The 19172-nt window shown below is 66.3% G+C and carries 23 protein-coding genes; 6 read left to right on the top strand and 17 right to left on the bottom strand.

Going from position 1 to position 19172, the window contains the following annotated elements:
* Positions 1-94 precede the first annotated feature (94 nt).
* The 5 genes from K7G82_RS27210 to K7G82_RS27230 form a co-directional block, all read right to left on the bottom strand.
* The gene (locus K7G82_RS27210) at positions 95-1294 is read right to left on the bottom strand and encodes a murein hydrolase activator EnvC family protein (protein WP_222993267.1); all 1200 of its coding nucleotides are present in this window, start codon (positions 1292-1294) and stop codon (positions 95-97) included.
* 7 nt (positions 1295-1301) lie between these two features.
* Positions 1302-1724, bottom strand: coding sequence for a 23S rRNA (pseudouridine(1915)-N(3))-methyltransferase RlmH (locus tag K7G82_RS27215; protein WP_222993269.1), 423 nt, complete (start codon positions 1722-1724; stop codon positions 1302-1304).
* A 65-nt stretch (positions 1725-1789) separates the two neighbouring features.
* Complete coding sequence (rsfS, locus tag K7G82_RS27220; RefSeq protein ID WP_222993271.1) at positions 1790-2179, bottom strand: ribosome silencing factor; 390 nt, start codon at positions 2177-2179, stop codon at positions 1790-1792.
* Positions 2180-2190: 11 nt separating this feature from the next.
* Positions 2191-2820 carry a nicotinate-nucleotide adenylyltransferase gene (locus tag K7G82_RS27225; RefSeq protein ID WP_222993534.1) on the bottom strand — a complete coding sequence of 210 codons (630 nt, stop codon included), beginning with the start codon at positions 2818-2820 and terminating at the stop codon, positions 2191-2193.
* Entirely contained in the window at positions 2817-4079 is a 1263-nt protein-coding gene (locus K7G82_RS27230) for a glutamate-5-semialdehyde dehydrogenase (protein WP_222993273.1), read from the bottom strand. Before K7G82_RS27230 ends, K7G82_RS27225 begins: the two co-directional genes overlap by 4 nt.
* A gap of 112 nt (positions 4080-4191) precedes the next feature.
* Between K7G82_RS27230 and K7G82_RS27235 the strand changes: the two genes are divergently transcribed.
* Complete coding sequence (locus K7G82_RS27235) at positions 4192-5220, top strand: DUF3667 domain-containing protein (protein WP_343228661.1); 1029 nt, start codon at positions 4192-4194, stop codon at positions 5218-5220.
* 65 nt (positions 5221-5285) lie between these two features.
* Positions 5286-6515 carry a multidrug effflux MFS transporter gene (locus tag K7G82_RS27240; RefSeq protein WP_343228662.1) on the top strand — a complete coding sequence of 410 codons (1230 nt, stop codon included), beginning with the start codon at positions 5286-5288 and terminating at the stop codon, positions 6513-6515.
* A 34-nt stretch (positions 6516-6549) separates the two neighbouring features.
* Here the strand turns inward: K7G82_RS27240 and K7G82_RS27245 are convergent, their stop codons facing one another.
* Positions 6550-6978 (bottom strand): OsmC family protein, encoded by a 429-nt coding sequence (locus tag K7G82_RS27245; RefSeq protein WP_222993279.1) that lies wholly within the window; start codon positions 6976-6978, stop codon positions 6550-6552.
* Between the two features lie 185 nt (positions 6979-7163).
* On the opposite strand from K7G82_RS27245, the gene K7G82_RS27250 reads away from it, so the two are divergent.
* The 3 genes from K7G82_RS27250 (at position 7164) to K7G82_RS27260 (ending at position 9330) form a co-directional block, all read left to right on the top strand.
* Positions 7164-7589 (top strand): EVE domain-containing protein, encoded by a 426-nt coding sequence (locus tag K7G82_RS27250; protein WP_246623925.1) that lies wholly within the window; start codon positions 7164-7166, stop codon positions 7587-7589.
* Positions 7590-7907: 318 nt separating this feature from the next.
* Complete coding sequence (locus K7G82_RS27255; protein WP_222993281.1) at positions 7908-8954, top strand: M23 family metallopeptidase; 1047 nt, start codon at positions 7908-7910, stop codon at positions 8952-8954.
* The gene (locus K7G82_RS27260; RefSeq protein ID WP_222993283.1) at positions 8905-9330 is read left to right on the top strand and encodes a bactofilin family protein; all 426 of its coding nucleotides are present in this window, start codon (positions 8905-8907) and stop codon (positions 9328-9330) included. Before K7G82_RS27255 ends, K7G82_RS27260 begins: the two co-directional genes overlap by 50 nt.
* Here K7G82_RS27260 and K7G82_RS27265 read toward each other — a convergent pair.
* The 6 genes from K7G82_RS27265 to K7G82_RS27290 all read right to left on the bottom strand — a co-directional run bounded on the left by K7G82_RS27265 (position 9305) and on the right by K7G82_RS27290 (position 14712).
* The gene (locus K7G82_RS27265; protein WP_222993285.1) at positions 9305-9976 is read right to left on the bottom strand and encodes a phosphatase PAP2 family protein; all 672 of its coding nucleotides are present in this window, start codon (positions 9974-9976) and stop codon (positions 9305-9307) included. The two genes, K7G82_RS27260 and K7G82_RS27265, sit on opposite strands and share 26 nt — an antisense overlap.
* 2 nt (positions 9977-9978) lie before the next feature.
* Entirely contained in the window at positions 9979-11253 is a 1275-nt protein-coding gene (locus K7G82_RS27270) for a Xaa-Pro dipeptidase (protein WP_222993287.1), read from the bottom strand.
* Positions 11254-11318: 65 nt separating this feature from the next.
* Positions 11319-11750, bottom strand: coding sequence for an MAPEG family protein (locus K7G82_RS27275; protein ID WP_222993289.1), 432 nt, complete (start codon positions 11748-11750; stop codon positions 11319-11321).
* Complete coding sequence (gene lpdA / locus K7G82_RS27280) at positions 11747-13147, bottom strand: dihydrolipoyl dehydrogenase (RefSeq protein ID WP_222993291.1); 1401 nt, start codon at positions 13145-13147, stop codon at positions 11747-11749. The genes K7G82_RS27275 and lpdA overlap by 4 nt, the downstream gene beginning before the upstream one ends.
* Before the next feature lie 52 nt (positions 13148-13199).
* The gene (locus K7G82_RS27285; protein WP_222993293.1) at positions 13200-13412 is read right to left on the bottom strand and encodes a hypothetical protein; all 213 of its coding nucleotides are present in this window, start codon (positions 13410-13412) and stop codon (positions 13200-13202) included.
* Position 13413: 1 nt separating this feature from the next.
* Positions 13414-14712, bottom strand: a complete 1299-nt coding sequence (locus K7G82_RS27290) for a pyruvate dehydrogenase complex dihydrolipoamide acetyltransferase (protein ID WP_222993294.1) — start codon at positions 14710-14712, stop codon at positions 13414-13416.
* 138 nt (positions 14713-14850) lie between these two features.
* Between K7G82_RS27290 and K7G82_RS27295 the strand changes: the two genes are divergently transcribed.
* Positions 14851-15306, top strand: a complete 456-nt coding sequence (locus K7G82_RS27295; RefSeq protein ID WP_222993296.1) for a universal stress protein — start codon at positions 14851-14853, stop codon at positions 15304-15306.
* A gap of 62 nt (positions 15307-15368) precedes the next feature.
* On the opposite strand, the gene K7G82_RS27300 is transcribed toward K7G82_RS27295, so the two are convergent.
* The 5 genes from K7G82_RS27300 to K7G82_RS27320 form a co-directional block, all read right to left on the bottom strand.
* Positions 15369-16496 carry an RcnB family protein gene (locus tag K7G82_RS27300; protein ID WP_222993298.1) on the bottom strand — a complete coding sequence of 376 codons (1128 nt, stop codon included), beginning with the start codon at positions 16494-16496 and terminating at the stop codon, positions 15369-15371.
* 125 nt (positions 16497-16621) lie between these two features.
* A complete protein-coding gene (locus tag K7G82_RS27305; protein WP_222993300.1) occupies positions 16622-17116 on the bottom strand; it encodes a GAF domain-containing protein in 495 nt (164 codons plus the stop codon).
* 28 nt (positions 17117-17144) lie between these two features.
* Positions 17145-17561: an alternative ribosome rescue aminoacyl-tRNA hydrolase ArfB gene (gene arfB / locus K7G82_RS27310; RefSeq protein WP_222993302.1), complete on the bottom strand. Its 417-nt coding sequence runs from the start codon at positions 17559-17561 to the stop codon at positions 17145-17147.
* Positions 17548-18204 (bottom strand): RluA family pseudouridine synthase, encoded by a 657-nt coding sequence (locus tag K7G82_RS27315; RefSeq protein ID WP_222993304.1) that lies wholly within the window; start codon positions 18202-18204, stop codon positions 17548-17550. Before K7G82_RS27315 ends, arfB begins: the two co-directional genes overlap by 14 nt.
* A gap of 101 nt (positions 18205-18305) precedes the next feature.
* Positions 18306-19046, bottom strand: a complete 741-nt coding sequence (locus K7G82_RS27320) for a hypothetical protein (RefSeq protein ID WP_222993306.1) — start codon at positions 19044-19046, stop codon at positions 18306-18308.
* Positions 19047-19172: the final 126 nt, after the last annotated feature.

Raw genomic sequence — 19172 nt, forward strand, 5'->3', positions numbered from 1 at the left:
CTCGATGGCAGCATACAGGCTTTTGACCGTCCGCAAAACCGCAGACGAGCCAGAAAAGCGGCGTGCGAACACAAAAGCGCGGGCCGGCTGAACCTCAGCTGACGAGCGGCGTGATATCCACCGGCCGGCCATTTCGGCGCAATTCCACCGTCACCATCGGGCGGCGGCCGGCATCCGCCCGGCCCAGTGGACTGCCCTGCGCCACCGCGTCGCCCACCTTGACGTCGAGTGCGGCGAGATTCGTGATGAGCGACGTCCAGCCCTGGCCATGATCGATGATCACGATCTTGCCGAAACCGCGATAATCGGCGGCATAGGCGATACGCCCGCGCGTCGGCGCCACCACCTGCGCGCCCGGCCGCGTCTCCAGCGTCAGCCCCTTGGCGCGCACGCCCGAAGCGGAGACCTCGCCCAATCCGGTCACCACCTCTCCGAACACCGGCAGGCGATAGGGCGGATTGCGCTGCTGCGTCAGGCGGGGATCGTCCGGCGGCGCCTGCATCCCGCCCGGACGCACCGGACGGAGCAGCGGCCCCGGCAGGCTTTGCAGCGTCTCGCGCACGCCCGCCTGCTCATCGAGCGCCGACATGAGATCGACGATATCGCGCGCGCGCTCGCCAAGCGCGATGGCGCGATCCGATTCGAACATCGCGCTATCGGCGAACTGACGCGAACGCTGACGATGCGCCGTCTCCAGCTTGGCCAGCGCCGATCGCTCGGACTGAAGCCGCTCGCGTCCCTTGCGCAGCGACAAGGCCGCCAGATCGGCACTGCGGCGCAGAGCGCGGCTGCGCGCGATCTCGTCGCGCAGCCCGCTGGTCCGCTCCTCCACCACCGGCACGATCGTCGCGAGCAGCGAACGGACATGGACAAGATCGGCGGTCGATCCCGGCTGGACCAGCGCGAGCGCCGACGGGCGGCGCGCCATGGTCTGGAGCGCGGCGGTCAGCCGCACGATCGGCTGCTGGCGCTCGGCGAGCCGCGCGCGCTGCGCCACCTGAAGCCGGGCCAGAATGCGGATCCGCGCCTCGGCGGCGGCGATTTCGGCCTCGGCGGACTGGATGCGCGCGGCGACGGCGGCCGCCTGCGCCTCCGCGCGTGCCGCCTCGTCCCGTTCCGCGGCGGCGTCGCGTTCGAGCTGCGCGGACCGCGCCGAAGCCGTCGCGGCATCGCGGCGCGCCTTGACGAGCGAACGCTGTTCTTCCGCGATCGTCGTGGCCGCCGGCGCATGGGCCGCGAAACCCAATGCCGCGACGGCGGCGATCACCGGCAGGGAAATCAGGGCGACGCGCATCACGCGCTCACCCTTCGCGATGATAGGGATGATTGGCAAGGATCGAGGTTGCGCGCCAAAGCTGTTCGGCCAGCATCGCGCGCGCCATCAAATGCGGCCAGGTCGCCCGGCCGAACGCGATCAGCAGATCGGCCTCGGCACGCATCGCATCGTCGAAGCCGTCGGCGGCGCCGATCAGGAAACGCGCCTCGCGCCGGCCGTCGTCTCGCCAGCGTTCCAGCCTGCGCGCGAACTCCATCGATCCGAGCTGCTCACCCTTCTCGTCGAGCATGATCAGGACGGTGCCGGGATCGCGCACCGGCATGCGTCCGCCGGTGTCAGGCAATTCGGTGAGCTTGAACGGCCAGCTCAGCCGCTTGACGTAGCGGTCGACGAGTTCCGCCTCCGGCGAACGACCGATCCTGCCCCTGGCGACGATATGGAGAAGCACGCTGATCTACCCCCATCATCGCCCCCGGGCATTTCGGACGACCGCCCGAAATGCCCGGATCAGTCTCAATCTTCGTTGGCCGGCGGCGCGTCGCCGAAATTCCACATCCGTTCCAGATTGTAGAAGCTGCGCACTTCGGGACGGAAGAGGTGGACGATCACGTCACCGGCGTCGATCAGCACCCAATCGGCAGCAGGCAGACCTTCGATACGCGCGCTGCGGCCGCACTGCGCCTTGATCTTCTCGGCGAGCTTGGTCGCCATCGAGGCGACCTGACGGGTCGAGCGGCCGGACGCGATCACCATGTGATCGGCGATGCTGCTCTTTCCGGCGAGCGGGATCGAGACGGTTTCGACCGCCTGATCGTCGTCGAGCGAATCCAGCACGAGCCTATGGAGCGCCTCGACCTCCTCTGGGCCGGAAGACGCCTTCGATGCGGAAGCGGATGGAGGCAAGAGTGTTCCTTCTAGGATACCGGCAATCGCGTGACGCGGTCGCGCGGAACGCGGGCGGCAAAATCGCGATGCCAATGGGGGTCTGCCTGTCGCAGACGGGTTGCGGAGGTTGGATCGGGGCGAAAGCGCAACAGCACGAGCGCCGGCAATCTCCAATTCGTCCAACTTTTTCGCTGGCTGGCGGGCCGGACGAAGCGCCGCAGCCATCCCATAGCACCACCTGCATGGGCGGCCCGATCATAACCCGGACGGGCGATTACGGCAATCGGAACTATTCGCGCAATTTTCCGCCAGTCGCGCCACAGGTGGAACTGGTCGAGATTGTCGGCCCCCATCAACCACATGAACCGATATTTGGGGTATCGGCGCACCAATGCGTCGAGCGTATCGACGGTGTAGCGGGTGCCCAGCGTCCGCTCGATGGCGGTCGCACGGATCGGCAGGCCCCGGCTCATCCTGAGCGCGGAACCGAGCCGCGCCGGCAGCGGCGCCATGTCGTTCGCGGACTTCAGCGGATTGCCGGGCGAGACCATCCACCAGATCTCGTCCAGCCCGAGCGCGTCGAGCGCGAAGCGGCTGATGTCGCGGTGCCCCTGATGCGCCGGATTGAACGAGCCGCCAAGGAGACCGATGCGCATCAGGGACGCGTCTGGCCGCTGCCCCGCACCAGCCATTTGTATGTCGTCAGCCCTTCGAGCGCGACAGGGCCGCGCGCATGGAGGCGGCCGGTGGAAATGCCGATCTCCGCGCCAAGGCCGAATTCGCCGCCGTCCGCGAACTGGGTCGAGGCATTGTGCATCACGATCGCGCTGTCCACTTCGCCCAGGAAACGCTCGGCTGCCGCCGCGTCCTCGGTGACGATCGCGTCGGTGTGATGCGAACCATGCGCCGCGATATGCGCGATCGCGGCATCAAGGCCATCGACCAGCGCGACGGACGCGATCGCGTCGAGATATTCGGTATCCCAATCGGCATCGGACACCTCGTCCACGCGCGGATCGAGCGCCTGGGTCGCGGCATCACCGCGCACTTCGCAGCCGGCCGCGATCAGCGCATCGACCAGATCGCCGGCGCCGGCATAGGCGCGATCGATCAGCAAGGTCTCCATCGCGCCGCACACGCCCGTCCGCCGCATCTTGGCGTTGACGACGATGTCTCGCGCCTTGGCCGGATCGGCGGCGACGTCGACATAGACATGGTTGATGCCGTCGAGATGCGCGAGCACGGGCACGCGTGCTTCCGCCTGGACGCGCGCGACCAGCGACTTGCCGCCGCGCGGCACCACCATGTCGATCAGCCCCATCGCCCCCAGCATCGCACCGACCGCCGCGCGATCGGTGACCGGCACGAGCTGGATCGCTGCTTCCGGCGCACCTTCCGACACCAGGCCGCGCACCAGCGCGCGATGGATCGCGCGATTGCTCGCCATCGCCTCGGATCCGCCGCGCAGGATCGCCGCATTGCCCGATTTGAAGCAGAGCGCGGCTGCATCCGCCGTCACGTTCGGGCGGCTTTCATAGATGATCCCGATCACGCCCAGCGGCACGCGCATGCGCTGCAGGATCATGCCGTTGGGCCGGCGGGTCTCGTCGATGATCGTGCCCGCCGGATCGTCGAGCGCGGCCACCGCCGCCATACCGTCCGCCATCGCGCCAAGCCGGGCGGGATCGAGCCGCAGCCGATCGAGCAGCGCCGAGGAGAGCCCGGCGGCGGTCGCGCGCGCCATGTCTTCCGCATTGGCTGCCAGGATCGCCGCCTCGTCCTCGCGCACCGCCTGTGCCGCGGCGGCCAGCGCGGCCGCCTTTCGCGGCCCCGGCATCGCGGCCAGCCGGCCGGCGGCCACGCGCGCGGCGGCCGCCATGTCACGGATCAGGGTTTCGCAATCGTGCGGATCGTTCATGCCGGCGCGCCTAGCATGATCATTGTCCACACGAAATAGCGCTTCCCCGCCTCCCGGCCCGGCTGCTACGAACCGGATCATGTCAGGGGGCATCGAAGCAGCGGGAGACGCGGTGAGCGCGGGTTTGGTGGCGCATGCTGTCGAGCCCGCCACGGGCGGTCACGACGGCGACGCGTCGCACGGCATCTGCCTCAATTGCGGCACAGCACTTGCCGGCCCCTATTGCCATGCCTGCGGCCAGGCGGGGCACATCCATCGCTCCCTCGCCGCGATCTGGCACGATCTCGCGCATGGCGTGCTCCATTTCGAGGGCAAGATCTGGCGCACATTGCCGATGCTCGCCTTTCGCCCCGGCGAACTGACCCGCCGTTACGTTCATGGCGAACGCGCGCGTTTCGTTTCCCCGCTGGCGCTGTTCCTGTTCTCGGTCTTCCTGATGTTCGCGGTGATCAACCTGTTCGGCGGGCATCTCGAAACGCCCGATCTGAACGTCGCCACCACCCCGCAATTGCAGGCGCAGGCGGCGAACCAGATCGAGATCCAGCGCAAGGGCGTCGAAAATACCGAACGCAAGATCGCCGAGGCCAGGGCCGCCGGCCGCGACACCACCGCCCTGCAGGAGAATCTGGCCACGCGCCGCGAGATGCTGAAGACCGTCGAGGCGGCGTCGCGCGGCAAGCCGCCGAGCTTCGCCAATATCAGGACAGGTTGGCCGAAGCTGGACAAGGGTATCGCCAAGGCGAATGCCAACCCCAATCTGGCGCTCTACAAGATCCAGTCCAACGCCTATAAATTCTCTTGGGCGCTGATCCCGATCTCGGTGCCGTTCGTGTGGCTGATGTTCCTGTGGCACTTTCGCCGACGGGTTTACGATCACGCGATCTTCGTCACCTATTCGCTCGCCTTCATGTCGCTGCTGACGATCCTGCTGACGATGCTGTGGGTCGCCGGCCTGAACAGCGACGTGATCAGCGTCGCGGCGCTCGTCATCCCGCCGGTCCACATCTATTTCCAGCTCAAGGGCGCCTATGAGATCGGGCGCTTCGGTGCACTGGTCCGCACCTTCCTGCTGCTGATCTTCGCGTCGATCGCGCTGGTGCTGTTCCTGCTGTTCCTGCTCGGACTCGGCATTTCCGGCTGATTTTTGCGCCGCAACACTGGCAATCCGCCGCACGATGCGCCAAGTGGCACTTCATGGATTCACCGGTGCCCCAGGAAACCCCCGTGGCGGAGCGCCCCGGGCCGCGCGAATTCATCGCGCTGATCGCGCTGATCATGGCGACGGTGGCGCTGGCGATCGATTCGATGATCCCGGCGCTGCCCGCGATCGGCCAGTCGCTGAACGTGCTTCACGACAATGATCGCCAGTTCGTGATCGGCGCCTTCCTGATCGGTTTCGGCGTCTCGCAATTCTTCATCGGCACCTTGTCCGACCGGTTCGGCCGGCGCCCGGTGCTGCTGATCTCGGTCGCCGGCTATGCGATCTTCAGCCTTGCGGCGGCGTTCGCGCCCAGTTTCGAATTGCTGATCGCCGCACGCATGGCGCAGGGCGCCGGCGCCGCCGGCGGCCGCGCGCTGGTGGTGTCGATCGTGCGCGATCGCTATGTCGGCCGGCAGATGGCGCGGGTGATGAGCCTGGCGTTCATCGTCTTCATGGCGGCCCCGGTGCTCGCCCCCAGCCTGGGGCAGATGATCCTGCTGGTGGCGCCATGGCGCTGGATCTTCGTGGCGCTCGCCGCGATCGGCATCCTCATCCTGCTCTGGGCCGGTCTGCGCCTGCCCGAAACCCTGCCCAGGGAACGCCGCATCGCGATCACCCCGGCCGGGCTCGGCGCATCCTATGCCATGGTGCTGGGTGACCGTCAGTCGAACGGATACACATTGGCCGGAGCGTTCATCAACGGCGCGCTGATGAGCTTCATCCATTCGGTGCAGCAGATCTTCACCGACGTCTTTCGTGCACCGGGCATGCTCTCCATCGTCTTCGCCGCCGTCGCGACCACCATGGCGATCGGCTCGCTGATCAATTCGCGGCTCGTCGTCCGGCTGGGCATGCGTTTCATCGGCCATTGGGCGCTGATCGGCTTCACGCTGTTCGGCGGCATCCACTTGGCCGTCGCCCTTTCGGGCCATGAAACCATGATCGATTTCGCCTTGCTTCAGGCGGCCGCGATGGGCTGCTTCGGGCTCGCCGCCGCAAATTTCGGCGCGCTGGCGATGGAACGCGTCGGCCATGTCGCCGGCACCGCGAGTTCGCTGCAGGGGGCGTTCCAGACGATCTTCGGCGCCGCGATCGGCATCAGCGTCGGCCGCCAGTTCGACGGGACGACGATCCCGCTCTACACTGGCTTCTTCCTCTGCGGGCTCGCCGCGCTCTGCACGATACTCGTCACCGAGCGCGGCCGGCTGTTCCACAGGACGCCACAGCCCGCCTGACCGTTGTCCGGGTCCTGGATTCGGATCCCGATCGTTATTCCGACAATGTGTACGTCAGCGTGATTTCGGCCTTGAGCAGCTTCGAGACCGGGCAATTGGCCTTGGCACCGGCCGCGATCTCCGCGAATTTGTCGGCGTCGATTCCCGGGACGCTTGCCGAGAGCGTCAGGTCCGAACGCGTGATCGAGAAGCCGTCGCCATCCTTGTCGAGCTTCACCGCCGCCTTGGTTTCGAGCGTTCCGCCCGAAAACCCTTCGCGCGCGAGCGCGAAGCTCAACGCCATGGTGAAGCAAGCCGCATGCGCCGCGGCGATCAGTTCCTCGGGGTTGGTTCCCGCGCCGTCCTCGAAACGTGTGTTGAAGCCGTAATTGGTGTCCGAAAGCACGCCGGACTGGCTGGAGACATGGCCCTTTCCGTCCTTGCCGAAGCCTTCGTAGCGGGCGGATGCGGTGCGGGTGATCATCGGGCGACTCCTCTGAATTGGGTGTAACGACGATAAAGCATCGTCCGGATTCGCGGGAAACGCTTTTCAGCCGAAACGATCGTTCCAGGAGATCGCTGGTGAGGAGGTTGTTGGCCAAGAGATTGTTGGAGCACGATCGCGTCGATGCGGTATGACCATCCATGGAACCCCGATCGGAGGATGTGATGACCGACCACGCCCATTGGCTGATGAAATCGGAACCGGACGCCTATGGCTGGGACGATCTTGTGCGTGACGGCGAAGGCTATTGGGACGGCGTGCGCAATCCCACCGCCGCGATGCACATGCGCGCGATGAAGCTGGGCGATCGGGTGCTGTTCTATCACAGCAATATCGGGCTGGAGGCGGTCGGCATCATGGAGATTTCGGGCGAGGCGGAGCCCGATCGCACCGATAGCACCGGCCGATGGGTCGCCGTGCGCGTGAAACCGGTCAGGCCGCTCAAAAAAACCGTCTCGCTCAAGGCGATCAAGGCCGAGCCGAGACTGGCCGATTTGCCGATGATCCGCCAGTCGCGGCTTTCGGTGGTTCCCATCGCCAAGGATGAATGGCGCGTTCTGATGGAAATGGCCGGGGAACCAAAGACATAATCATTCGTTACAATTCGAATCGGCCACGAATCGGGCCATCGATCCTCATGAATCCGGGCGCATCACCGCGCTTTCGGCGACGCGAATACATATAGTTTTTTAATCTTCTTCTTCGTCTCGTCCGAAGACTCCCCCGACTCGTCACGAGTCCACCCTTCATGATTTCGCGACTCGCGCACCTGCCACTATGCGAGCGTCAATCCATCAATAATCGCAGGTCGCGCGGTGCCCGTTACAACGAAGCAGCCGTCCGGGCTCTATGCCCGGTTGGTGCGGTTCTTTCCTGATCACGAAATCTATGTCCGCTCCGGCGGGCAGATGCGTTTCCTTCGGATCACCACCGGTTTCCAGATCAAGCTCGCGGCGCTCGCCGCCCTGATCTTCGCCATCTGGCTGGTCTCGACAGTGTTCATGGTCGGCCTGCAGATCCGCACGGTGCAGGATCGGATCGCGCTGGGCGCGCAGCAAAGCGCGGTGGATCGCTCCGCCGGACGCGTCGAGGCCTGGCAATCGAATGTCGAGGGCATGGCGAACCGGCTGGAGAAGCGCCAGCAGCTTCTGGACCAGATGGTGACCCGCTATTTCGGCGCGGTCGAACCCGCGCCCGCCCCCGCTCCTGCCGCGGCGCCGGCCAAGATCGGCGCGGTCATTCCCGAAGCGGCCCCGCTCGCACGGATCGAAGCACGCCAGCTCGCCTTCACCGATACGCTGACCATGGCAGCGACGATGCGCGCGCAGGAAGCGGAAAAGGCCATTCGTCGCTTCGGCGTCGATCCGCGCGCGATGGCGCCGCATCGGGCGATGGGCGGCCCCTTCATTCCGCTGCGCGCCACGGCGCCGCGCACGCTGAAGGATCTGAGCCTCACGCGACTCGCGACATCGCTGCGCCAGCTCGACACGATGGAACGCGCGCTGATGGCGCTGCCCAATTCGGCGCCGGCCATGCCGCTGACGCTCAGCAGCGGCTTCGGTGTGCGATCCGATCCGTTCAACGGCGCCGCCGCCCTTCATGCCGGCATCGACATCACCGGCGATCGCGGCCAGCCGATCATGGCCGCCGCCGCCGGCCGCGTCGTTTCGGTCGGCCAGCAGGGCGGCTACGGCAATCTCGTGATCCTCGATCACGGCCATGGCATCCAGACCCGCTACGGCCATTTGTCCGGCTTCGACGTTCGTCCCGGCCAGATGGTGACGCGCGGCCAGCAGATCGCCCGCATGGGCAGCACCGGCCGTTCGACCGGCGACCATCTCCATTTCGAAGTGCGCATCAACGATCGTGCGATCAACCCACGTCCGTTCCTGGAGGCCCATGCCGATGTTCTCAAGGTCCAAGACAGCGTCAAACGGCGGTTCGACGGGCAATAATCACGCCGGCGGATCCTTTTCGGTGATCGGCGCCGATGTCTCGATCACCGGCAATATCGGCGCGCAGGCGGACCTGCATATCGACGGCATCGTCGAGGGCGATATCCAGTGCGCGGCGCTCGTCCAGGGGGAAAGCAGCCGCATCAAGGGCAGTGTAACCGCCGATTCCGCTCGGCTTTCCGGCATCGTCGACGGATCGATCAGCGCACGCGAACTGGTGATCGAGCGCACCGCGCACATCACCGGTGACGTTTGCTACGAAACGATCAGCATCGCACCGGGCGGCCGGGTGGAGGGACGCTTCACCCTGCGCGGCGGGGCGCTGCTCGCCGATGGCGGCGAAGCCCAGCTCAAGCTGGTTTCCGTGGCGGAGTGACCGCCCCTCTCGCCTGAACGGGCTTGAGCAACACCGCCAGCAGCAACGCCCAGCCGGCCCCGACCAGCCAGCCCGCGACGACGTCGCTTGGCCAATGCACGCCAAGCCAGACACGCGACAGGCCGATCGCGAACACCAGCAGCCCGGTCACGGCCCAGATCGCGCGGCGCTGTCGCTTGCGCCACCACAGCACCGTCGCGACCAGCGCGATCGCGCCATAGACTGCGGCGCTGTTGGCGGCATGGCCGCTCGGCAGGCTCCAGCTCTGGTCGACCTCGACCAGCCTTGGCACGACATCGGGGCGCGCGCGCATCACGACCGCCTTCAGCACCCAGGCATTGAGCGCGGCGATGCCGAGCGCGGTGTAGAGGATATAGGACGCCGCGCGCGCCAGCCGCCGGATCATCAGATAGACGATGAAGGCGATGGCGAGGATCGAACGTGGCCAGCCATCACCCAGCCAGCTCGCACCGCGCATCAGATCGGTCGCGAATCCGGGCAGCGCGTTACCGAATCCCCGCAGACCGCGCAGGGCCGCTTCATCGAAGGACTGGAGCACGCCACCCCATGCCAGTGCGATCACCGCTATCCCGGCGAGCCAGCAGATGAGCGACAGCCGCGCGAAACGTCGAACGATCGGATCCATGCTCAATCGGCCTTCACGACCTCGCCGCCCTTGATCACGACGTCGACATGTTCGAGCGCGCGAATGTCGGCGAGCGGATCGGCGGACACGGCGATGATGTCGCCATAGCGGCCGACCGCGATCGCGCCGACATCGCGCTCACGCCCGAGCGCCTGCGCGCCGCTTCGCGTCGCCGCCTGGATCGCCTCCATCGGCGTCATGCCGTACTGGACCATATATTTGAACTGCCCGGCGGCGGTTTCATGCGGCATCACGCCGGCATCGGTGCCGAACAGCAGCCTCACCCCGGCGGCATGCGCCTTGCGGAAATTGTCGCGCTGGATCTGCGCGATCTCGCGATCCTTGCGGAGATTATCCTCGAGCACGCCGTTCTTCGCCCCTTCGGACTGGGTATAGTCGGTGTTGAAGATATCCATCGTCAGCCAGGTGCCCGCCTTTTTCGCGAGCGCGATGCCCTCGTCGTCGATCAGGCTGGCATGTTCGATCGTATCGATGCCCGCGCGGATGGCGGCCTTGATGCCCGACGCGCCATGCGCGTGCGCCGCCACTTTCAGCCCCGCCATATGCGCCTCGTCGGCGATCGCCTCCAGTTCGGCGGCGGTCAGTTGCTGCTGGCCGGGTTCATCGCCGCGCGAGAAGACGCCGCCCGTCGCGCAGATCTTGATGACCTCGGCGCCATATTTCTTCTGTTCGCGCACCTTCTGGCGGAAGCCGTCGGCACTGTCGGCCACCCCCTCCCCCACGCGCTTGAATGAAGGCGGCAGGAAGGTCTCGTCGCAATGCCCGCCGGTCGCACCCAGCGCATGGCCGGCCGGCACGATCCGCGGCCCCGGAATCCAGCCCTCTTCGATCGCTTCCTTCAGCCCGACATCGGTGTAATTGTTGGCGCCGACATTGCGCACGGTGGTGAAGCCCGCGCCGAGCATCCCCCTGGCGTTGGCGGTCGCCTGGATCGGCCAGAAGCTGTCGGTGAACTCCAGGCCGTTATAGCCGCTATATTTGGGATGTCCCTCCAGATGGACATGCATGTCGATCAGCCCGGGCAGGATGGTCTTGCCCGGAAGATCGATCCGTTTCGCGTCCCCCGGCACCGCCACCGATCCGGCGCTGCCCACCGCCACGATGCGGCCATTCGCGATCACCACCACCGGCTTGTCGATCGTCTTGCCCGCCAGCACATCCACCATGCGATCGGCGGTGACGACCACCGTCTCGGCGGCGGCGGGTGCGGCGGCAAGCGCGGCGGCGAGCATCGCCGCGAACGAAACGGTTTTCATCACATCAAGGCCCCTTGTTGATCGCGCTCTTGGTGGCACCCTGTGGCACGCGCGGCAAGCGGTGCTCAGACCGCGGCGACCATATCGACGAAGAAGCCGATCCACATCGCGGAGAGCGTCGCGCAGGATGCAAGATAGACCATGAAGCGCGGCTGCACCTTTTTCGGCCCGATATGGATGAAGCTGTGGATGGCACGCAGCGCCACGTAGATCCAGGCGAGCGCGACCTGCGCATGGCCCGCCTGATGGGTGAACAGCAGCAGAGGCACCAGCGCAAGATACAGCACCGGCATCTCGAACAGATTGCGCAGATTATTGGCCGGCATCTCCACCGGCTCGAAATAGCGCATCGCCGCGTCGCCGGTCGCGAAATCCTCGCGGCGCGGCGGATTGCGGCGGATATGCGCCATACGCTGGACGAAAAGAACGAACCAGACCGCGAAGACGAGCGCAACCAATGCAAAGGTCGGCCACAGAATCGCGGTCGGTACCGTCATATGTGCAGGGCTTTTCCGTAAGCGCCCAGTACGCTTTCGTGCATCATCTCCGACAAGGTCGGATGCGCGAAGGTGGTGGCCATCAGCTCCGCCTCGGTGGTTTCGAGCTCGCGGGCGATGACATAGCCCTGGATCAGCTCGGTCACTTCGGCACCGACCATATGCGCGCCCAGCAATTCGCCGGTGGCTTCGTCGAACACGGTCTTCACGAAACCATCGACCTCGCCCAGCGCGATCGCCTTGCCGTTGCCGATCGCCGGGAATTTGCCGACCTTGACCTTATAGCCCGCTTCCCTAGCCTTGGCTTCGGTCAGGCCGACGCTCGCGACCTGCGGGCGCGAATAGGTGCAGCCCGGGATATTGCCGGTCTCCATCGGATGGACGCCCTTCACCCCGGCCATCGCCTCGACGCAGACCACCGCCTCGTGCATCGCCTTGTGTGCCAGCCAGGGCGCGCCGGTGACGTCGCCGATCGCCCAGATGCCGTCGACATTGGTGCGGCCATAGCCATCGGTTTCGATATGGCGGTTCTGGCGCTGCTTCACGCCCGCCGCTTCCAGCCCGATATCCTCGACATTGGGGACGATACCGATCGCGACGATCGCATGGCTGTATTCGCCGCTCTCGATCTTGCCGTCGGCCGCCTTGATCTCCGCCTTCACACCTTTGGCGCCGGCTTCCAGCTTCTGCACGCCGGTGGCGGTGTGGATCTTCATGCCTTGCTTGGTCAGCGCCTTGTGGACGAACGCGCTCACCTCCTCGTCCTCGACGGGCAGGATCCGGTCGAGCATCTCGACCACGGTCACCTCCGCGCCCATGTCCGAATAGAAGCTGGCGAATTCGATGCCGATCGCGCCGGATCCGATGACGAGCAGCTTGGTCGGCATCTCCTCCGGCACCAGCGCGTGGCGATAGGTCCAGACGCGCTTGCCGTCTGCCTTGGCGAAGGGCAATTCGCGCGCACGCGCGCCGGTCGCCACGATGATGTTCTTCGCCTGAAGCTCGACGGTCTTGTCGCCCTGGGTCACGATCAGCCTGCCCTTGCCGGCCAGCTTGCCCGTGCCTTCATGCACCGCGATCTTGTGCTTCTTCATCAGCCCCTTGACGCCGCTGTTGAGCTGATCGGCGACCTTGCGGCTGCGCTGGACAATCTTCGTCAGGTCGTATCCGGGCTTCTCGACCGTCAGGCCATAGGCCTCGGCATGGGTCATGTAATGATAGATTTCGGACGTCCGCAGCAGGGCCTTGGTCGGGATGCAGCCCCAGTTGAGGCAGATGCCGCCCAGCCGCTCGCGCTCGACGATCGCGGTCTTCAATCCCAATTGCGCGGCGCGGATCGCCGCCACATAGCCGCCGGGGCCCGAACCGAGAACGATAAGGTCGTAGGTATCAGCCAAGGATAGCTCCTGCTCTCTGCAATAATGGTATCCGGTGCGCCGCAGGACGCGGCTATTTGTTTCTACTGACCTGCAGCAGGATGAAGCTGAGCAGGGTCACCAGGACGAAGACCGGCCACGACCAGCGCAGCCAGATTCCGGCGATATTGAACGCAGTGGAGCTGTGATAGATGAACTCCGCGACATTCACGTCCACATCGCGCAGGATGGTCGGCACGCCGAGTGCCGCGAGCGCCCCGAAAATCGCGGAGCGCGTCATCGCCATGTCAGGCGACCATTCCCAGCGGCTTTTCGACGAGCTGCTTGAACGCGGCCATCAATTCCGCGCCGATCGCGCCGTCGATGGCGCGATGGTCGAAGCTGCCCGTTGCGCTCATCACCGTCGCGATCGCGAGTGCGTCGTCGACGACATAGGGGCGCTTCTCGCCCGCGCCCACGGCCATGATCATGCCCTGGGGGGGATTCACCACCGCATCGAACTGCTTGATGCCGTACATGCCGAGGTTCGAGATCGAGGCCGTGCCGCCCTGATATTCGTGCGGCTGCAGCTTGCCGTCGCGCGCGCGCGCCGCCAGATCCTTGGCCTCCACCGCGATCTTCGAGACCGCCTTGCCGCCTGCGTCGGTGATGATCGGGGTGATGAGGCCGCCGGGGATCGCCACCGCCATCGAAATGTCGGCGCGCTTGTACTTGATCAGCGTATCGCCGGCGAAGCTGACATTGGCGTCCGGCACCTGTTCCAGCGCGACGCCCAGCGCCTTGATCAGCAGATCATTGACCGACAGCTTGATGCCACGGCTCTCGAGCCCGGCATTGAGCTCGGTCCGCAGCTTGAGCAGCGCGTCGAGATTGCAATCCATCGTCAGATAGAAATGCGGCACGGTCGACTTGGATTCGACCATGCGCCGCGCGATCGTCTTGCGCATCATCGAAAGCTTGATGCTTTCCGACGGAATGTTCGAATCGGGCTGAACGGCGGGTGCCGCCTGCGCGGCGACGGTCGCCGCTTCCCCCGCGACAGGCGCTTCGGCGGCCGGAGCGGGCTTCGCCACACCCGGTGCGCTGGCGTCGAGATCGGCCTTGACGACGCGTCCGCCGGGGCCGGAGCCCCGCACCGATGCGAGGTCGACGCCCTTTTGCTCGGCAAGGCGGCGCGCCAGCGGGCTGGCCTTCACGCGATCGACTTCATCGGCCTTCGGCGACGGCGCGGCAACGGGCGCCGGCGCCTCGGCCTTGGGTTCGGGGGCCACGGCCTTGGGGGCTTCCGCCGGCTTTTCCGGCGCCGCCTTGGCGGCGGGCGCCGGGCTTGCCGCGGCATCTTCGCCTTCGCCGGCGATCAGCGCGATCACCGCGCCCACCTTCACGCCTTCGCTGCCTTCTGGCACCAGGATCTTCGCGATCGTGCCTTCATCGACCGCTTCGAATTCCATCGTCGCCTTGTCGGTTTCGATTTCGGCCAGCAGGTCTCCGGAGGACACGCTGTCCCCTTCCTTGACCATCCATTTGGCAAGCGTGCCTTCTTCCATGGTCGGCGACAGGGCAGGCATCTTGAGCTCGATGGGCATGTAGGGACCAAACCTCGCGTTGATTCCGTGGATCGTCGCCTCCTCTCCACCCGATTGCCTGTTCGGGTCAAGGCCGCAGGCTTGCAGCGACCGCAATATTCGCGCACGCTCGTCGCGTTTGGGGGAGGAGAACAGCCGGTGCGGACCTATCTGGTCGTTATCGACGAGACCGAGGAAGCCGGCATCGCGCTGCGCTTCGCGGCGCGACGCGCCGCGAAAACAGGCGGTGCGATCGAAATCCTGGCCCTGATTCCGCCACCCGAATTCGTGCAATGGGGCGGCGTCCAGGCGACGATCGAGGAAGAAGCACGATTGCGCGCCGAAGCGCTCGTCGCGGGTGCGGCGGGCACATTGGTCGACGAATCGGGCGTGCGCCCGTCGATCACGGTGAAACAGGGTGAGCCGATCGCCGTCGTCCGCAAGATGCTGGAAGAGAATCCGCACGTCGCCGCGCTCGTGCTCGGCGCGGCCGCGACGGGCGGTCCAGGGCCATTGGTCGCCCATTTCACCGGCGCCGGCGCCGGCGCCCTGCCCTGTCCGGTGATGATCATCCCGGGCTCGCTCGACCGCGACGCGATCGACAGGCTGAGCTGAACCGGACACGAAAAACCCGGAGCCATTGCTGGCCCCGGGCTCTCCTCCCCCTCGGATTCCGATTACTTACACGCGCATTTCGGCCTGGGCTTCCACACCCGCTTGGCCTTTGCCCGCCATGCCTTACGCGGCGCCGCGACTTCCTCGATATAGGTCGTCGTGGTCGTGGTGGTGGTCATCATCGCCGGCTGGACGACGACCGTGGTGACGCCCGGACCGTAATAGGTATAGACCTGCGGCGCCGGGCCGGCATGCGGCCCCGAATGATGGACGACCGGCGGCGCCCCGCGATGGACCATCGGCGGCGGGCCGCGATCGTCCGGCGCCGGATAGCTCGCCCCCGGCGGGCCTTCATAGCTGCCGGTCCAGGTGCCCTCGTAGCGATCGGCGGTTTTCCAGCTTCCGTTCCAGCCACCCGAATAGCTGCCGTCGGTCACGCGATCGTCGACATAGCCGTAATCGTAACCGGGCGTGCCGTCCGCATAGGGATAGGGGACGGCGGGGCCGCCTCGCCCGTCACGGCGCCCCTTGTCCTCCGCCTTGTCGATCGCGAGGCCGGCGAGCGCGCCGACGCCCGCGCCGATCAGCGTGCCTTCGGTGCGGTTGCCGCGCCCGGCGATACGGTTGCCCGCGATCGCGCCGACCGCGCCGCCGATCAGCGCGCCGCCGACGCCATCGTCGCGACGCTCGTAACCACGGCCGTCATCATCGCGATCGCCGTCATAATAACCGTCGTCGCGATCCCAATCGACGCCGCTGCGGCTGTCATAGACATAGCCATTGCCGTCGATCAGCACCGCATCGTCGTAATAGCGCGACCAGCCAAGGCCGTAGGACGGCTGCGGCAGGCCATAGCCGCCCCAATTGCCGATATAGAAGCTGGGGGCGACCCAGTAGCGCGGCACATAGAAGCCACGCAGAGGACGGCGATAGGCCGCCCAGCCGCCGGGCGCGCGCCAGCCGCCGATCCAGCGGCCATTCTGGCGCGGTCCCCAACGGTGCATCGGGGGGCGGGCCTGGGGGGGACGCATCTGGGGCGGGCGCATCTGCGGGGGGCGGGCATGCGACGGCATCATCCGTGGCGCGCCGGTCATCATCGGACGGGCGCCGCGCGAGTCGCCGCGCGCCTCGGCCGCGCCGGGCAGCAGCGCGATCGCGGCGGCAAGGCCCACAAAAGCTAGTGTTTTCATCGTCATCGCCTCCCTGGGACACAGCGGACGCTCCGCCCATGAAATGGGCAGTCGTTAACGATTTTTTAACACTCGGGATGCGGCTATGCCACCACCTTAACCATCTTCATATGTCCCGTTGCGGGTCAGGCGGCTGAGGAAATCCGGGCGGCGAGCAGGGTTGCCAGCGCTTCGCAGCCGGCCGCATCGGCATCATCGAACCGCCCCGGCAGGGGGCTGTCGAGATCGAGCACGCCCAGCAGGACCCCGTCGCGAACGATCGGCACCACCAGTTCGGATGCGCTCGCCGCGTCGCAGGCGATGTGACCGGGAAAGGTGTGGACATCGACCACAAGCTGGGTCTCGCGCGTCGCGGCGGCGGTACCGCAGACGCCCGCGCCGATCGCGATACGGATGCACGCGGCCTTGCCCTGGAAGGGGCCAAGCACCAGCGTCTCGCCGATCAGCCGATAGAAGCCCGCCCAGTTGAGATCGGGCAGATATTCCCAGATCACCGCCGCGGCATTGGCCATGTTCGCGATCGGGTCGGGCTCGTCGGCGGTGATCGCATCGATGGCGGACAGCAGGTCGCGATAAAGCTCGGCCTTGGCGCCGCCGCGATCGATATCGAACTGGTACATGATCTGATCCTTCATCGCTCGGGCGGGCCTAATCCACCGAAACCCTGCCCCGTCCCTTCTTGACCTGGGAGCGCGCCGACTTGGATTCCATCCGTCGCGCCTTGGCCGCCTTGCTTGGTTTGGTCTTGATCCGCTTCGCCTGACGCTCATACGCCTTGGCAACCAGTTCCGCCGCCCGCTCGCGCGCATCCGAACGATTGGCATCCTGCGTGCGGAAGCGGCGCGCGGTGATGAGCAACTCACCCTCGGCGGTGAGCCGGCTGCCGGCAAGTATCTTCAGTTGCGCCCAGGCATAGGGCGGCAACCCCAGCCGAAAGGCATCGATGCGAAGCTGGACGGCGGTCGCGACCTTGTTGACATTCTGGCCGCCCGGGCCGGTCGCCGCGAGGAATTTCTCCTCGACGATGGCGTCGTCCGGGATCGGCGGGAATTCAGCCTTCGCCATATGCGAATCCGGCTCTTGCGAACCGCTCGGGCACCGGCGCCGTCGCTTCGGCCGGCGGCTTGCCATCGCGCGGCACCGAAAGCCGGTGCGCGTGGAGCAGCATCGGCGCGCCGCCCTTGCCGTAGACCGGATCGCCGACGATCGCGAAACCCAGCCCATGGAGCGCATGAGCGCGGATCTGGTGCGTCCGCCCGGTCTGCGGCGCGAAACCGATCAGCGCCCGCCCACCGGCAACCGCAAGCCGCGTCCAGCGCGTCGTCGCCTGCTTGCCCCGGTCGCTCACCGTCATCCGCCAGCCCTGCTCGCGCGAACTGATCTTGGCGAGCGCCAGGTCGATCACCCCGTCTTCCGCCTCCGGCACGCCCTCGACCACCGCGAGATAATGTTTCTCGACCGTGCCGGCCTCGAACGCGGCCGCGAAGCGCTTGTGCGCCTTGGGATTGCGCGCAAGCAACAGGCAGCCGCTGGTGTCGCGATCGAGCCGATGGACGGGCAAGGGCCAGCGCTGGAAACCGAAGGTCAGCGAGGCGAGATGATTCTCGACGCTGATCGAACCGTCGCGCGGAGTATCGACCGGCAGGCCGGCGGGCTTGTCGACGATGATCGCCTCGCCGTCGATGAAGAGCACATGGTCGGCCAGCATGGCGCCAGCCTAAGCACTGGTTGCGCGGAACTTACAACTTGTTTGAGAAAGCGCGAAAGCACTTTCTGGAGGCTGTACCAGCCGGCTTTCTCAAACAGGCCTCAGCATTGCGGGATTTCGTCCGCGCCCTTGCCGGGCGCGAAGGTCGCGCCCGCGCGGGTATAGGGAATATCGCGCGTCACCGTGCCCTTATAGTGCACGGTGAAGCTCTGCCCGCGCTGCCCCTCGGCGATCGTGCCCGCCACTTCGCGCGGCTTGGTCTCGTCGACGATCGCGCCGGCATCGCTGTAGCTGAGCGGAATCCGCTCCGCGATCGCCTTGGGCCCGTCGGTGGTGAGTTCGGTGAGCCGCGCGACCGAACAGCTATAGCCCTGCCAGGTGCCGCCGCCTTCGGATTCGATGACCGGCGCGGTCGTCAGGTCGGTGCGCATCTTCCATTCGGGGGCACCGCCGAAGCTGGTGCCCGGAATCGCGTCGTTCCAGCCCTTGACCAGCTGGAAGCCGTCATCGGTGCGGTTGAGATAATGGATCGCCAGCCAGCCCGAACAGGCATGGCAATCGGGGCCGGTGCCTTCCGAAAGCAGCACCCAGGCCTTGTCCAGCCGATACAGCGCGGTGGGTGAATAAGTGTAACTGTCGTCCCCAACCTTCTGCTGGGGGTTTTCGAACGCGGCCGCGAAGGCGAGCTTGAGCGCGGACGGATCGTTCGACTTTTCCGCGAGCGGCGCCAGATTGGCGCTGGTCAGGTTGGCGGTTCCGCCATTGTCCTGTGCGGGCGGCGTTTCCTTGCACGCCGCGATCCCGAGCAGGACCGGAACGAGAACCAGGGCGGAGCGACGCATGCGGGGCCTTTCGTTACGCAAAACCGCTGCCAGCAATGGCCCCGCGCCATCGCGTCCGTCAACCGTCGGCATCGGCATTTGATCGACGTTTCGGGCCGGTCAGCCTGAAGCGGTTTCGGCCGAACC

The organism is Sphingomonas colocasiae (assembly GCF_019880585.1).
GTDB lineage: Bacteria > Pseudomonadota > Alphaproteobacteria > Sphingomonadales > Sphingomonadaceae > Sphingobium_A > Sphingobium_A colocasiae.